This window comes from Streptomyces jeddahensis, from assembly GCF_001642995.1.
Classification (GTDB): domain Bacteria; phylum Actinomycetota; class Actinomycetes; order Streptomycetales; family Streptomycetaceae; genus Streptomyces; species Streptomyces jeddahensis.
This window is the reverse complement of record NZ_LOHS01000034.1, coordinates 23,313-37,993: the sequence shown is the minus strand read 5'-3', so window position 1 is coordinate 37,993 and position 14,681 is coordinate 23,313. Positions and strand designations below refer to the sequence as shown.

At 71.9% G+C, this 14,681-nt stretch carries 14 protein-coding genes; 8 read left to right on the top strand and 6 right to left on the bottom strand.

The window, feature by feature from the left end; all coding sequences use genetic code 11:
* Window positions 1-131: 131 nt before the first annotated feature.
* Entirely contained in the window at window positions 132-1,061 is a 930-nt protein-coding gene (locus STSP_RS04260; RefSeq protein WP_067272205.1) for a 1-phosphofructokinase, read from the top strand.
* A 58-nt stretch (window positions 1,062-1,119) separates the two neighbouring features.
* Here STSP_RS04260 and STSP_RS04255 read toward each other — a convergent pair whose 3' ends face one another.
* Both STSP_RS04255 and cdgB read right to left on the bottom strand, forming a co-directional pair.
* A complete protein-coding gene (locus tag STSP_RS04255) occupies window positions 1,120-2,079 on the bottom strand; it encodes a carbohydrate-binding protein (protein ID WP_067272203.1) in 960 nt (319 codons plus the stop codon).
* A 106-nt stretch (window positions 2,080-2,185) separates the two neighbouring features.
* Entirely contained in the window at window positions 2,186-3,886 is a 1,701-nt protein-coding gene (gene cdgB / locus STSP_RS04250) for a diguanylate cyclase CdgB (RefSeq protein ID WP_067272201.1), read from the bottom strand.
* A gap of 545 nt (window positions 3,887-4,431) precedes the next feature.
* Between cdgB and STSP_RS04245 the strand changes: the two genes are divergently transcribed.
* Window positions 4,432-4,941 (top strand): flavin reductase family protein, encoded by a 510-nt coding sequence (locus STSP_RS04245; RefSeq protein ID WP_067272192.1) that lies wholly within the window; start codon window positions 4,432-4,434, stop codon window positions 4,939-4,941.
* 49 nt (window positions 4,942-4,990) lie between these two features.
* On the opposite strand, the gene arfB is transcribed toward STSP_RS04245, so the two are convergent.
* Window positions 4,991-5,428, bottom strand: a complete 438-nt coding sequence (gene arfB / locus STSP_RS04240) for an alternative ribosome rescue aminoacyl-tRNA hydrolase ArfB (protein ID WP_078066876.1) — start codon at window positions 5,426-5,428, stop codon at window positions 4,991-4,993.
* A gap of 195 nt (window positions 5,429-5,623) precedes the next feature.
* Here arfB and STSP_RS04235 point away from each other — a divergent pair, with 195 nt between their 5' ends.
* Together STSP_RS04235 and STSP_RS04230 are read left to right on the top strand one after the other, a co-directional pair.
* Window positions 5,624-6,199, top strand: a complete 576-nt coding sequence (locus tag STSP_RS04235) for a TerD family protein (RefSeq protein WP_067272187.1) — start codon at window positions 5,624-5,626, stop codon at window positions 6,197-6,199.
* A gap of 130 nt (window positions 6,200-6,329) precedes the next feature.
* Window positions 6,330-6,848, top strand: a complete 519-nt coding sequence (locus tag STSP_RS04230; protein ID WP_067272185.1) for a GNAT family N-acetyltransferase — start codon at window positions 6,330-6,332, stop codon at window positions 6,846-6,848.
* 30 nt (window positions 6,849-6,878) lie between these two features.
* Here the strand turns inward: STSP_RS04230 and STSP_RS04225 are convergent, their stop codons facing one another.
* A complete protein-coding gene (locus STSP_RS04225) occupies window positions 6,879-8,381 on the bottom strand; it encodes a M1 family metallopeptidase (protein WP_067272183.1) in 1,503 nt (500 codons plus the stop codon).
* A gap of 244 nt (window positions 8,382-8,625) precedes the next feature.
* Between STSP_RS04225 and STSP_RS04220 the strand changes: the two genes are divergently transcribed.
* Window positions 8,626-9,123 (top strand): hypothetical protein, encoded by a 498-nt coding sequence (locus STSP_RS04220; RefSeq protein ID WP_067272181.1) that lies wholly within the window; start codon window positions 8,626-8,628, stop codon window positions 9,121-9,123.
* A 203-nt stretch (window positions 9,124-9,326) separates the two neighbouring features.
* On the opposite strand, the gene STSP_RS04215 is transcribed toward STSP_RS04220, so the two are convergent.
* A complete protein-coding gene (locus tag STSP_RS04215; RefSeq protein ID WP_078066875.1) occupies window positions 9,327-10,049 on the bottom strand; it encodes a pentapeptide repeat-containing protein in 723 nt (240 codons plus the stop codon).
* A 151-nt stretch (window positions 10,050-10,200) separates the two neighbouring features.
* Here STSP_RS04215 and STSP_RS04210 point away from each other — a divergent pair, with 151 nt between their 5' ends.
* From STSP_RS04210 to STSP_RS04200, 3 genes are all read left to right on the top strand, one after another.
* A complete protein-coding gene (locus tag STSP_RS04210) occupies window positions 10,201-11,403 on the top strand; it encodes an NAD(P)-binding protein (RefSeq protein ID WP_067272180.1) in 1,203 nt (400 codons plus the stop codon).
* Window positions 11,404-11,496: 93 nt separating this feature from the next.
* Complete coding sequence (locus STSP_RS04205) at window positions 11,497-12,501, top strand: zinc-binding dehydrogenase (protein WP_067272178.1); 1,005 nt, start codon at window positions 11,497-11,499, stop codon at window positions 12,499-12,501.
* Between the two features lie 162 nt (window positions 12,502-12,663).
* Complete coding sequence (locus STSP_RS04200; RefSeq protein ID WP_067272177.1) at window positions 12,664-14,163, top strand: MFS transporter; 1,500 nt, start codon at window positions 12,664-12,666, stop codon at window positions 14,161-14,163.
* A gap of 25 nt (window positions 14,164-14,188) precedes the next feature.
* Here STSP_RS04200 and STSP_RS04195 read toward each other — a convergent pair whose 3' ends face one another.
* The gene (locus STSP_RS04195; protein WP_067272175.1) at window positions 14,189-14,674 is read right to left on the bottom strand and encodes a GNAT family N-acetyltransferase; all 486 of its coding nucleotides are present in this window, start codon (window positions 14,672-14,674) and stop codon (window positions 14,189-14,191) included.
* Window positions 14,675-14,681 lie beyond the last annotated feature (7 nt).

Below are 14,681 nucleotides of genomic sequence, written 5' to 3'. Positions count from 1 at the left end.
GACGGCAAGCGCATTCTGCAAGCCGGCAGGCCGGTTCTCCCGTTCATCCAGGCACGTCACGGTTCGTCAGGCATGTTGTTCCACGGCTCTTCAGGCATGTTGTCCCACGTCACTTCTCGGGGGAGGTCCAGGTGATCCTCACGGTCACGCTGAACACCGCCCTCGACATCACCTACCGCGTCCCGTCCCTGCGCCCCCACGCCTCGCACCGGGTCACCGAGGTGACCGAACGGCCGGGCGGCAAGGGCCTGAACGTGGCACGCGTGCTGGCGGCACTGGGGCATTCCGTGACGGTCACCGGCTTCGCGGGCGGCGGCACCGGCCGGGCCCTGCAGGAGACGCTGACCACCGTCCCGGGCATCAACGACGCGCTCATACCGGTCGCCGGCGCCCCCCGCCGCACCGTTGCCGTCGTCGACACCGCGACCGGTGACACGACTCAGCTCAACGAGCCGGGGCCGGTCATAGCCCCCGCCGAGTGGAGCGCCTTCCTGGAGGCGTACGAGGACCTGCTGCGGTCGTCGTCGGCCGTGGCCCTGTGCGGCAGCCTGCCGCCCGGGGTGCCCGTCGGCGCGTATGCGCACCTCGTCCGGGCCGCTCGCGCCGCCTCCGTGCCCGTACTCCTCGACACCAGCGGGGAGCCGCTGCGCCGCGGTATCGCGGCCCGCCCGGACTTCGTCAAGCCCAACGCCGACGAGCTGGCCGAACTGACGGGCTCCCACGAGCCGGTGCAGGCGACCCGGGACGTGCGGCGCCGCGGGGCGCGCGCCGTCGTCGCCTCGCTGGGCGCCGAGGGGCTGCTCGCGGTCGCCCCGGAGGGCCACTGGCGCGCTACGCCGCCCGGGCGCGTCACGGGCAATCCGACGGGCGCCGGGGACTCGGCGGTCGCGGGTCTGCTGTCGGGCCTCGTCGAGCATCTTCCCTGGCCGGACCGGCTGGCCCGGGCTGCGGCCCTGTCCGCGGCGACGGTACGGGCGCCGGTGGCGGGCGAGTTCGACCGCGCGGCATACGAGGAGCTGCTGCCGCGGGTCGCGGTCACGGAGCGGGCGACGGCGGCCTGAGCGCCGGAGCGGGCGACGGCCGCCTGAGCGCCATCGCCCGCCTGCCCGGGCCCGTGGACTACTTCTTGACCTTCCCGGCCTTCAGCCACACCCGGTCGAGCAGAGCGTTGCACTGGTCGCCCGCCTGGCAGGAGATCGTGATCGTGTTGGTGCCCTTGGTGAGGCTGGGATACGCGTAGGTCTGCGTCCAGCCCTTCTCCCAGTCGCCCTTGGGGGCGCCCGCGAAGTTGCCCATGTTGAGCTTGGAGCCGAACTCGTTGCCGTTGACGGTGAGCGTCATCTTGGCGGCTTCGCCGGGGACGCTGTAGCCCACGAAGAGCGTGTACGTGCCGTTCTTGGGGATGCCGTTGACCGTCCAGGTGACCTGGGCGCCGACCGTGTTGAGCCCCGTCACGTACACCCCGCTGCCGGCCTCGGCCCCCTTGATCTGGGAGTCGGTGACGGCGCCGCCGTCCAGCTTCAGCGCCTTGGCGTCCGCCTCGGGCAGCTCGGCCGGCTCGGCGGCGTTCTCGGTCGCCGACTGACTCGGCTCGGCCGACTGGCTCGCCGTCGGCGCCGCCCCCGCCTTGGCGTCCCCGCCGTCCTTGGGGTCGTCGCCCGTGAGCACTGCGACACCGATGCCGATGACGACGGCGGCGACCACGGCGACAGCGCCTATGAGCAGGCCCTTGGTGTTGGGGCCGCGCCCACGGCCGCCGCGGCCGGAGTGGTCCGGCGCCGGCTGGTACTGCGTCGTGGGCGCGCCGCCCGGCAGCGTCTCGGGCGCCGCGTAGTGGGCGTTCTGCTGGCCGTACGGCGACTGCTGCGGGACCTGCCCGTAGGCGCCCTGCTGCGTCTGCTGCCCGTACTGCCGTTCGCCGACCGCGCGGACCTGGTTGTACGAGGAGCGGGAACCCGGGTATCCGTAGCCCCCGCCACCCGTCGGTGGAGTGGCCCCGGACGCCTGACCGTCGGCGTAGAGGTAGCCGAACGGGTCGTCGTCCTCGGGCGTGCTCGCGCCGTTGTTGCCGGGCGTCATCCCTTGGTCACTCCTCACCACGTGCAGTCAGCGGACTCCGCGAGCCTACCGGCTCCGGGGCGCGCGAAAGGGTGGTCTACGCCTCACCACCACGCTGACCTGCGGTTCAGCCGGCACGACGGTGCTGTTTGGGACGAGACCGTTTCTCGTCGTACATCCGCTCGTCAGCTGATTTCAAGACGTCGTCCGTGGACATGCCGCACTGTGCCCATCCGATGCCGAAACTGGCACCGACCCGGACCGCGCGGCCGTCCACGCGGATCGGCGGGATGATCGCGTTCCGCAGCCGCACGGCGAGGTCCTGCGCATCGGCCAGGCCCAGTCCGTCGGCGAGCACCACGAACTCGTCGCCGCCGAGCCGCGCGACCGTGTCCCCGTCCCGGACGCCGCTGGTCAGCCGCCGTGCGACCTCGATGAGCACCGCGTCACCCGTGTGGTGCCCGAAGCGGTCGTTGATCGACTTGAAGCCGTCGAGGTCGCAGAAGAGGACGGCGAGCCCCTTCGTCCCGTCGTCCATACCGCTCGGCGCGACGGTGTGCACATGGTGGTCGTACGCGCCGAATGCCCCACCGACCGGGTCGGCGCCCTGCCCGAAGTCGAAGCCGTGCCCGTCCGCGTCGTACCCCGTGTCGTATCCGGCCTCGTACGCCATGTCGACGCGCGTCGCGGAACCGCCGTACGCCGCGTCGAGCGCCGCCACCGGGCCGGGAGCGACGTGCTGGGGGCGGCTGCACAGCCGGGCGCTGAGCCGGGTGCGCAGCTCGGCGCTGTTGGGCAGCCCGGTGAGCGAGTCGTGGCTGGCCCGGTGAGCCAGCTGCAGCTCGCGGCGCTTGCGCTCCTCGATGTCCTCGACGTGGGTGAGCAGGAAGCGCGGCCCGTCGGCGGTGTCCGCGACGACGGAGTTGCGCAGGGACACCCAGACGTACGTGCCGTCGCGCCGGGCGAACCGCAGCTCGGCACGGCCGCCCTCGGCGGAGGTGCGCAGCAGCGTGCCGATGTCCTCAGGGTGGACCAGATCGGAGAACGAGTAGCGGCGCAGCGCGGACGCGGGCCGCCCGAGCAGCCGGCAGAGCGCGTCGTTGGTCCGCAGGATGCGTCCGTGCTGGTCACCGCCCATCTCGGCGATGGCCATGCCGCTCGGTGCGTACTCGAAGGCCTGCCGAAATGATTCCTCACTGGCGCGCAGGGCCTGCTGCTCGCGCTCGAGGCGGACCAGGGCGCGCTGCATGTTTGCGCGCAGCCGGGCGTTGCTGATTGCAATGGCGGCGTGGAACGCGTACATCTGCAGCGCTTCGCGGCCCCAGGCGCCCGGCCGGCGGCCGTTGCGCGGCCGGTCCACGGAGAGCACGCCGAGCAGTTCCCCACCGGCGCCGCCCGTCGCGTACATGGGCGCGAAGAGGCGGTCGCGCGGGTGCCACTCGTCGTCGAAGCGCGGCTCGGGACCGTCGGTGAGCCACTGGGGCACGTCGTCGTCGTCGAGGACCCAGCCCTCGGTGTACGGGATGAAGCGCAGGTCGCCCCAGGCCTCGCCCATGGTCAGGCGGCGCTCCCAGGAGGTGCGGGAGCCGACGCGGCCGGTCATGAGCGCATCGGCGGCGGCGTTGCCCGCGAAGGCGGCCACGACGAGGTCGCCGTCCGGACGCACGAGGTTCACGGCGGCGAGCTCGTATCCGAGGCCGTTCACGACACCGTCGGCGACGGTCTGCAGCGTGTCGGCCAGGCTGCGCGCCGTGTTCATGTCCGCCATCACCCGATGCAGCTGCCGCAGGGTCGCAAGACGGACGTACGGCTCCGACTCGGTCTCCATGCTCGCTCTCCCCGAGACCTCGACAGCAACTCCAGAAATGTCATCGGCGTACTTTGTGCAGCGTCCCTCCGCCACTGAATCACAGCGAGCTGTCCACTCGGTACACAGGGTCAACAAAATATGGCTCCTGTGACTCAAGTCACAGGAGGTGGAGACCAATGACGACAGCGCGTCGCGCTCGACGTGAGGCGCGGTGTAGTGTTATTGAACGCAAATCGCGAGGGGCGGGGCGGCTGGACGGGCACGGCGGCTGGGCGGCTGGGCGGCTGGACGGCTGGACGGCTGGGCGGCTGGGCGGCTGGGCGGCTGCTGCGAACGGGCGCGATCAGCCGCCGGGTGTCGGCCTTCGGCCCTAGTCCCCGGTTGCGACCCTGGTCCGATGTGGGCGGCGTGGCCCGCGGTTAGCGTTCAGCACTGTGCTGAACACACCCTCCCTCCCCTCCGCGGCGCCTGTACCCCCGGCCCCCGAGGCACCCGCTACGCCCTCCGCCCCGCCCGTCCCGCCCGTCCCGCACCTGGCTCACGGCGGCGGGCATGCTGAGGGGGTGAGTGAGGACGAGTTCCGCGCTGCCATGTCCCGGCTGGCCTCGGGTGTGGTGCTGGTGACCGCGCACGAACCGGCGCTCGACCCGGAGGGGCCCCGCGGCGACGACGTCGGCATGACCGCGACGGCCTTCATGTCGGTGTCCCTGGACCCGCCCCTGGTCCTGATCAGCCTGCGCGAGGGCTCCCGTATGGACGACCTGCTCGCCGAACAGCCGCTGTGGGCGGTCTCGATCCTCTCCGAGAGCCAGCGCCACATCGCGGGCCGCTTCGCCATGAAGGGCCGCGTCAGCGACCGCCTGCTGTTCGAGGACATTCCGTACGTACGCGGTGAGGCGTCCGGCGCCCTGCTGGTGGGCGGGGCGCTCGCCACCCTCGAGTGCCGCACGGAACAGCGCGTTTCCGCGGGCGATCACACGCTGGTCATCGGCCGCGTCCTGACGGCGACGGTGCCGAGCGCGGACGGGGGGCCGTTGACGTATTTCCGCGGGCGGTACCGGCAGTTGGGGTGACGGCGCGCCCGCTTGTCTCTGCGGCTTGCCGCTGCGGCCCGGCCGTCTGCTAAGTCCAGCCGCGTCCGGAGCGTCCCTGCTTGGTCTCGCCGCGGCGCTTCTTCTCCCTGAGCCGCCGCTCGTTGATCCCGCGGGGGATACGGGTGGGCCGCCGCGGCTTGGGCGGCGGAGCCGTCGCCTCCGCGAGCAGCGAGGCGAGGCGCACGGCCGCGGCCTCCCGGTTGCGCCACTGCGAACGGTGCTCCGAGGCGCGTACGGAGACGACCCCGTCGACGAGGCGGCCGGCCAGCCGCTCCAGGGCCCGCTGCTTCCACACGGGCGGCAGGGACTCCGTCCCGGCCAGGTCGAAGCGCAGTTCCACCTGGGAGTCACTGGTGTTGACGTGCTGCCCGCCCGGCCCGGACGACCGCGAGAAACGCCACATCAGCTCGGCCTCGGGCAGGAGGACCGAACCACGGATGGGATAGGGACCGGACATGAGTTCCATGGTCCCGCGCGCATCCGCCTGCCGTCACCCGTTTTTCCGAGGCCCGCTAGGCCACCCGAGGGCTTCGGTAAAGAAAGTAAAGAGAGCTGGAACCTCCTGGTCCTCCCGCGACGTTCATAGGGGTGACGGTAGCTTCGTCCCCAGTACGAAGCCCGCATGCGGAACGAAACGAACAGAACCAGGAAGGGACTTCCCATGGCTGTAAGCCTGTCCAAGGGCGGCAACGTCTCGCTGACCAAGGAGGCACCGGGCCTGACCGCCGTCACGGTGGGCCTCGGCTGGGACGTCCGGAGCACCACCGGCACCGACTTCGACCTGGACGCGTCGGCGATCGCGGTGAACCAGCAGGGCAAGGTCTACTCGGACGCCCACTTCGTCTTCTTCAACAACAAGCAGACGCCGGACCAGACCATCGTCCACACCGGCGACAACCGCACGGGCGAGGGCGCGGGCGACGACGAGGCCATCAACGTCAACCTGGCCGCCCTGCCGGCCGACATCGACAAGGTCGTCTTCCCGGTCTCCATCTACGACGCCGAGTCCCGCAGCCAGAACTTCGGCCAGGTCCGCAACGCCTACATCCGCATCATCAACCAGGCCGGCGGCACCGAGATCGCCCGCTACGACCTGAGCGAGGACGCGGCCACGGAGACGGCGATGGTCTTCGGCGAGCTGTACCGCAACGGCGCCGAGTGGAAGTTCCGCGCGGTCGGCCAGGGCTATGCCTCGGGCCTGGTGGGCATCGCCCAGGACTTCGGTGTCAACGTCTGACATCGGCCTTCACGCCTGGGACCGGTGAGGCCGGCCTTCACGCCTGGGACCGGCCTTCCGGCCGGCCTCCTGTTGGAGGTGCCCGATCCCGTGAGAGGTCCGAGGGGCGTGGGTGGTTAGCCTGCGCCGCATGATCCTCGAACCTCTCGCGCCGGCCGGCCAGGGCATGCCCGTAGAGCCCGGCGAGCTCCTCACCGAGCTCGCCGGGCTCTACGCGTCCAACCGGGAGTTCTTCGCGCTCAGCGGCGACTTCCCCGATCCGGACGACATCCGGCCCGAACAGGTGGCAGCCGCGCTGGCCGAGGAGATGGCGCATCCCGACGCCGAGGTCCTGCTCGCCCGCAGCGACGGCCGGCTCGTCGGGCTCGCCATCACGCTTGCGCACCACCCCGACCCGGCCGACCCAGATCCCTGGATCGGTCTGCTGATGGTGGACGCCCGCCGGCACCGCAGGGGTTACGGGCGCCGGCTCGCGGCACTCGTGGAAGACCGCTTTCGGCAGGCCGGCCGCGCCGCTGTGCGCCTCGCGGTACTCGACAGCAATCCCAACGGGCTCCGCTTCTGGACGGCACTCGGATACGACGTCATCGGCCGCCGTAAGGACCTGCAACTGGGCCGCCCCTGCGCGGTGCTGCGCAAGACGCTGTGACGCAGAGGCCACGCCGCGCGTCGAGCCGGCTCACGCGTGGTCCGGCTTTCCCTTCCCGTACAGCCAGTCGTCCCAGATCCCGGTGAAGTCCTTGCCGGGCGCCTTCTTCTCCACGTACGCCGTGAAGTCCGCGGTGTTCGCGTTGCCGTGGCGGTGTGCGACCGTCCAGCCCTTGAGGATGTCGTGGAAGGTGTCGTCGCCCACCGTCTGACGGATCTTGTGGAGGACCATGGCGCCGCGCAGATAGACCGTGACGTCGGAGATCTCTGCGGCGCTCGGCGGATCGGCAGGCGCGAAGGACCAGATGGCCTCGGTCTCTGCCTGGTCCTCGGTCTTGTCCTCCGTCCCCTCCTCCGCATCGTTCTCGGGCGCGGCATCGCCGTGGCCGCCCCGGTACAGCGCGTCGAAGGTCTGCTGAGCGCTGTCGCCGCCGTGGTCCTCCTGCCACAGCCACTCGGCGTAGGTCGCGAAGCCCTCGTTCAGCCACATGTCCTGCCAGGACTTCGGTGTCACCGAGTTCCCGAACCATTCGTGCGCCACCTCGTGGACGAGGAGGTCCGTCTCGGGCGCGCCGGGGAAGACCGGACGGGTCGCGGTCTCCAGGGCGTAGTCCGCGTCACCGGGCCGCTCGATGATCGCTCCCGACGTGGAGAAGGGGTAGGGACCGAAGTTCTCCTCCGCCCAAGCGAGGACGTCGGGGATCTCGTCGAGGGGCTTCTCGCTCTGGTCGGCCTGGGCCGGGTCGACGGCGGTGAGGACGGGCAGCCCCTTGCCGCTCTTGCCGTTCTCGCCGTTCTCGCCGTCGCCGTCCGCCTTCGTCTCGTACCGATTCATGTCGAATGTGCCGATGGCGACCGTCGCCACATAGCTCGCCATCGGCTCGGGGGTGTGCCAGGTGAAGGTGGTCCGGCCGTTCTGCGTCTGCTCGCGCCTCAACTCGCCGTTGGACACGGCCTGTAGGCCCTCGGGGACGGTGACCTGCACGTCGTACGCCGCCTTGTCGGAGGGGTGGTGGTTGCCGGGGAACCACGCCATGGAGCCCGTCGGCTCGCCCAGCGCCAGTGCGCCGTCCGCGGTGGGCAGCCAGCCCTCGCGGGATCCGTCCGGGTCGGTGATGGTCCCCGGGATGCCGGAGTAGCGGACGACGGTACGGAACGTGTCGCCTTCGGCGAGCGTGCCGGGCGGCCGGACGGTCAGCTCCTGGCCGGCGCGGTCGACGCGGGCGTCGGTGCCGTCGACGGTGACGGCCTCGACGCTCAGCCCTCTCAGGTCGAGGTTGAACGCGCTGAGAGCCTGTGTGGCGCGTGCCGTGATCTCGGTCTCGCCGGTGAGCCGACGGGATGCGGGATCGTAGTCGATCTTCAGGTCGTAGTGGGTGACGTCGTAGCCGCCGTTGCCCATCTTCGGGAAGTACGGGTCGTGCAGGCCTGCAGCGCCCGCGGTGCGCTCGACGCCAGGGCTGCAGGCGCTCAGGCTGCAGGCGCTCAGGGCGAGGGCGACGGCGGCGACCGCGGGCACGGCCGCGTTCGCCATACGAGCCAGACGAGCCAGACGAGCCAGACGACGACGTTCCACCTGGTGATCGTATGGGACTTTGCGCCTGCAGGCGGCATTTGTCCGAGTGGCGGCCCGCGTGCTGCGAAGGCGGCGGGCGCCCACGCGTGTGCGGTGACATTTCTGCAGGTTGCTGTGACATTTCTGCAGCCAGGACTCCGAAGGTCTGCAGGTCAGGGCCTCCGAAGGCGTCCGCCCGCACCGCCCATGACACCATCGCCTCGTGCTCGACATCGGCTACGCCCTCTCCAACCGCTTCCCCGACCCCCCGCAGACGGACTACCGCCGCGCGGACGTCCACTCCCTGCGCCACGACCTCTTCTGCGGCGACGTCTACCTCGCCGACACGGAGACGGACCGGGAGCTGTCCACAGCCTGGGGATGGGTGCCGGTGCTCGACTTCGCCTGGGCACTCTGCGACATCACCGAGCAGCTCGACCGCGATCCGGCCGGCAGCCGCGCCGCCAGGCCGCAGTACGCCGAGCTCGACTTCACCGAGTCGACCGACCGCATGCTCTTCGAGCGCCGCTTCGGCTGGGTCGACATCGAGGCCGACTGGATGCCGGGCGACGAGCCGCCCCTGACGTTCTCGCACTCCGAACTGCGCCGGGAGGCCCGCGACTTCCTGCACGACCTGATCGCCGATCTGACGGACATGCACGAGGACCTGGCGGAGAACCCCGCGATCTGGACGCTCCAGGCGCGCTTTCCCCGCGTCTGAAGGCTGCGGACGCATCCGCGGCGGCTGCACCGTGCGGCTCGCCGCCGCCGAACCCGGTCAGCACCTTGGTCGGCTCGCCCGCGCCCGAGACCAAGGCGTTACCCGCCGTCGGGGTTGCCGCTGCGCCCACCCTCCCCCATTGCCTTAAGGGCATGGGAGGTACCCCCATCGCCCCAGCGGCACGATTGCCCGCAGCGGCGGAGTTACTCGTCGCCGGGCGCCACCACCCTCACCCCGATCTGCGCCGCGAACGCCGGTGCCAGGTCGAGCAGTTGGGTCGGGCTGATGACCGCCCCCGCCAGGCGGTCGACGCCCCGCGCGATGTCCAGCTCCGCCGCCGACCGCAGATCGACGTCGGTCATCGTCGCCGCGTTGAAATCCGCTCCCTTCAGCGCGCAGTCCCTGAACTCGACCCGCTCCAGCCGCGCCCCGCCGAAGTCCGGCTCGACCAGCACGCATCCCTCGAAGACGACGTCCTTCAGGCGCGCCTTCCGCAGATTCAGATAGTCGATCTTCCCGCCGCGGACGAGCACCCTCTCCAGCACGCTCCCGTGCAGCTGCACACCGCCCAGCCGAGCGTCCGTGACCTCCACATCCCGCAGCGTCGCCTCCGCGAGATCGGTGCCCACTCCCCGTATGCCCGACAGGACGGCGTCGATGAAACGCGCGCGGTGCAGCCGCGTCTCGTCCAGTCCGCAGCCGGTCAGCGCGCAGTCCAGGAACCGGGCACCGCCACCGTCCTGGCCCGCGAGGTCCAGCTCGCGGAACTCCACGCCGTCGTAGTCCCCGTCCGGCTCGAGCTCGCCGCCCGCGTGCGGGACGAGCGGCGGCAGCCGCACCTCGGGCCTCCGCGCCCTCTTCACCACTGCCTTCACCGCATTCGCCACCGGGCCCACCCCCGCCTTCGTCACCGCTTTCCGCGCCATGGCCCCCATGCTGCACCCCGCCACTGACAACGGCCGACGCCGCGCCCGCACACCGGATCTGACAGCTTCGGGCCGGATGTCACATCTGCGGCCCCTCGACCAGTCCTCAGAGGAGACGGCAACGCCCACCGGAACAGAGGGGACCCCAGCCATGCACCGCATCACCGTCGTCGGCGGCGGCTTCGCCGGACTCACCGCGGCCATCACCGCCGCCGAGGCAGGCGCCAAGGTGACCCTGTACGAGGCGCACCACACCCTCGGCGGCCGCGCCCGCACCGCCGAGGGACCGTACCGGACGAACGAGGGCCCGCACGCCCTCTACAGCGGCGGCCCCCACTGGACCTGGCTCACACAGCGCGACCTCATCGGCCCGCTCGCCCCGGTCCCGCTCCTCGAAGGCTCCCGGCTGCGCCTGCACCTCGACGGCGCCCTCCGCCGCGTACCGCCTCTGGCGCTCCTCAAGCTCGGGCGCCGCAAGCCCGAACACACGCCCGTGGACACCGACTTCCTCACCTGGGCCACAGCGCACGTCGGCGAGGCGGGCGCCCGTGCGGCCGCCAACTACACGGCCGTCGCGCTCTTCCACCACGACCCCGGCTCGCTCTCGGCCGCCTTCGTGCACGAGCGGCTGCGCCGCGCCGCCAAGCTGCCGCCCGAGGCGCACTACCCACGCGGCGGCTGGGCGAACGTCATCGACCGGATGGCCGCCCGCGCGTGGAACCTGGGCGTACGGATGGAGACGCTGGCCCGCGTCGACACGCTCCCCACCGACACGCCCGTCATCGTCGCGACGTCCCTCGACGCCGCCCGCAGGCTCATCGGCGACCCCTCGCTCACCTGGGACAGCGGCCGCACCACCCTCATCGACCTGGCCGTACGCACCCGCCGCGGCGACGCCTTCGCCGTCTCCGACCTCGACGCGCCGGGCTGGATCGAACGGTTCACCGCGCAGGACCGCACCCTCGCCCCGCACGGACAGCAGCTCATCCAGGGGCAGATCCCCATCTCGCCGGCCGAGTCGAAGGCCGACGGCGTTGCACGCGCCGAGCGCCTGCTCGATCTGGGCTTCCCCGGCTGGCGCGAACGCGCCGTCTGGCGCCGCGAGTCCGTCGCACACGGCCGTACGGGAGCGGTCGACCGGCCCGGCACCACCTGGCGCGACCGGCCCGCAGTGGACCGAGGCGACGGCGTCTACCTCGCCGGCGACCAGGTCGCCGCGCCCGGCGTGCTCTCCGAGGTCTCCTTCAACAGCGCGATCACGGCGGCCACGCTGGCCCTCGCGGCAGGACGCGGCAGCACACCCGCAGCACGCCCATCGACCTCAACCACACCCATTGACCTCAACCATGCTTGAGGTTGAACAGTGGACGCGTGCCGGCACCCGGTCGGCGCGTGCCGGCACCCGGCACCCCAGGGACCACCCGCGGCAACGATCGAGGAGCCCGTCATGCACGCCGTCCGCCTGCACGCCTTCGGCCCGGCCGAGAACCTCACGTACGAGAAGACCGACGACCCCGAACCGGGCCCGGGCCAGGTGCGCATCGCCGTCGCCGCGGCCGGCGTACACCTGCTCGACACCGCGATCCGCGAGGGCCTCCAGGGCCCTCTGCCCGAGCTGCCGGTGCTGCCCACGATCCCCGGCCGCGAGGTCGCAGGCACGGTCGAGGCGCTCGGCGACGGCGTGTCCGATGCCTGGCTCGGCAAGCGCGTCGTCACCCACCTCGGCTTCGCCCCCGGAGGCTACGCGGAGCTGGCCGTCACCGACGCCGGCCGACTGCACGAGATCCCGGAGAACCTCGATTTCGCCCAGGCCGTCGCCATGATCGGCACGGGTCGTACGACGATGGGGATCCTGCAGTTCGCCGAGCTCACCCCCGCCTCGGTGGCCATCGTCCCGGCCGCGGCGGGCGGCATCGGCACGCTGCTCGTGCAGTACGCGCGGCATGCCGGGGCCACCGTGATCGGACTCGCGGGCGGCCCCGAGAAGGTCGCCCGGGTGCGCGCGGGCGGCGCCGACCTCGCCGTCGACTACAAGGATCCCGCGTGGCCGGAGCATGTCCGCGCCTACCTCGGCGACCGCACCGCGACGGTCGTCTTCGACGGCGTGGGCGGCGACGCGGCCCGCGCGGCCGTCGATCTGCTCGGCCCGGGCGGCAAGCACGTCGTCTTCGGCTGGTCGGGGCAGGGCCTGCGCGACGGGTCGGCCCTGTCGTTCACCGATGAGGAGCTGGCCGAGCGCCGGATCACCTCGGAGCAGGTCCTGGGACCGGTGATGATGCAGAAGGCGGGCGGCGACAACCCCGTACGCACTCTGGAGCTGCGCGCCCTCGCCGAGGCCGCGGCGGGCCGCCTCACCCCGGCCGTCACCCGCTTCCCCCTCGCGGAAGCGGCGGCCGCACACCGGGCACTGGAGTCGCGCGCCACGATCGGCAAGGTCGTCCTGGAGCCGTGAAGCGGCGGCGCCGCGGGGCGCCGTGAGGCGGCGGCGTCCCGGGGAGCCGTGAGGCGGCAGCGCCGCGGGGGAGCCCTGCCTTGCCGCCACCCGGCCGCGGGAGCCCTGCCTCGCCGCCCCCCGAAGGATGCGCCCCCTCCCGATCCATGGTCTTCTGTTGCTGTGACCGGCGCCCGAACAGGTGAACCTGTCACCCCACCGGACCCCCACCGCTGGTGGGGCCTGGTCGTCATCGCGCTCGCTCAGCTGATGGTCGTCCTCGACGCGACGATCGTGAACATCGCGCTCCCCTCCGCCCAGCGGGACCTGCACATCTCCGACGGCAACCGCCAGTGGGTCGTCACCGCCTACACCGTCGCCTTCGGCGGACTGCTGCTGCTCGGCGGCCGCATCGCCGACCGGGTCGGTCGCAGACGCACCTTCGTCATCGGCCTGATCGGCTTTGCGGGCGCCTCCGCGCTCGGCGGCGCCGCCGTCAGCTCCGGCATGCTCTTCGGCGCCCGCGCCCTCCAGGGCTGCTTCGCCGCCGTACTCGCCCCCTCCGCGCTGTCCCTGGTCACCACGGCGTTCACCGCCCCGAAGGAGCGCGGCAAGGCCTTCGGGGTCTACGGCGCCCTCGCCGGCAGCGGCTCCGCGATCGGCCTGATCACGGGCGGCCTGCTCACCCAGTACCTGAACTGGCGGTGGTGCCTCTACGTCAACGTCCCCATCGCGGCCCTCGCCGTCGTCGGCGCCTGCGTGCTGCTCCGCGACCGCCCGGGCCACCGGGGCGTACGCCTCGACGTCCCCGGCGTCGTGACGGGCTGCGGCGGCCTCGTCTCCCTCGTCTACGGCGTCGGCGAGGCCGAGTCGCGCGGCTGGGCCGACCCGCTCGTCCTGGCCCTCCTCGTCGGCGGAACCGCGCTGCTCGCCGCCTTCGCGTGGTGGCAGAGCAGGGCACCGCACCCCCTTCTGCCGCCCCACATCGTCAAGGACCGCACCCGGGCCGGCTGCTTCCTCACCATGGCCCTCGCCGTCGCGGGCCTCTTCGGGATCTTCCTCTTCATGTCTTACTACCTGCAGGTCATCCTCGGGTACTCCCCCGTCAGGACAGGCCTGGCCTTCCTGCCCCTGACCGCCGCGATCATCACCGGCTCGACCCAGATATCGGCCCGGCTGCTGCGGCGCACGGCTCCACGCGCGCTGCTGATCCCGGGCATGCTGCTCGCCGCCTCGGGCACGCTCCTGCTCACCACGCTCACCGTCGAGGCGCAGTACGCCACCCGCGTCCTGCCCGCCATGGTGCTGATGGGCCTCGGTATGGGCCTCACCTTCACGCCGGTGTTCGCCACCGCCACGGCCGGGGTCGCCCCGCAGGACGCCGGGATCACGTCGGCGACCGTCAACACCGCGCAGCAGGTCGGCGGCTCCCTCGGCACCGCGCTGCTCAACACGATCGCCACCACGAGCAGCGCCGCCTACCTCGCCGCCCACCACCTGCGCGACCCCGCCCAGCAGGCGCACATCGCCCGTGAGGGCATCGTTCACGGCTACACGGTCGCCCTCTGGTGGTCCGCGGGTCTCATGCTGCTCGCGGGCCTGACCGCGGCCCTGATGGTCACGGCGAAGGCACCCGGACGGCGGGCGCCCACGGACTCACCCGTGCCCGAGTCAGTCGCCTGAGCCGCGAGCCAGGCTCATCCGCTGCTCAAAGCTTCTCCGCCGCCCCCAACCGCGCCAGCGCCTCGTCCGTCAGCCGGTACACCGTCCACTCGTCCTGCGGCAGCGCCCCCATCGCCCGGTAGAAGTCGATCGACGGCTTGTTCCAGTCCAGCACCGACCACTCCAGCCGCTCGTACCCGCGCTCCACGCAGATCCGCGCCAGCTCCGTCAGCAGCGCCTTGCCGTGCCCGCCGCCGCGCCGGTCCGGACGTACGTACAGGTCCTCCAGGTAAATCCCGTGCACCCCGCGCCACGTCGAGAAGTTCAGGAACCACAGCGCGAAACCGACCGGCTCCCCGGTCGCGTCGTCCTCGGCGATGTGCGCGAAAGCCGCCGGGCGCTCCCCGAACAGCGCCTCGTGCAGCTGCTCCTCGGTGGCCCGGGCCTCGTCCAACGCCTTCTCGTAGGCGGCGAGCTCGCGGATCATGGCGTGGATGACGGGAACGTCGGCGGGTACGGCGATACGAATCATGGCCGCA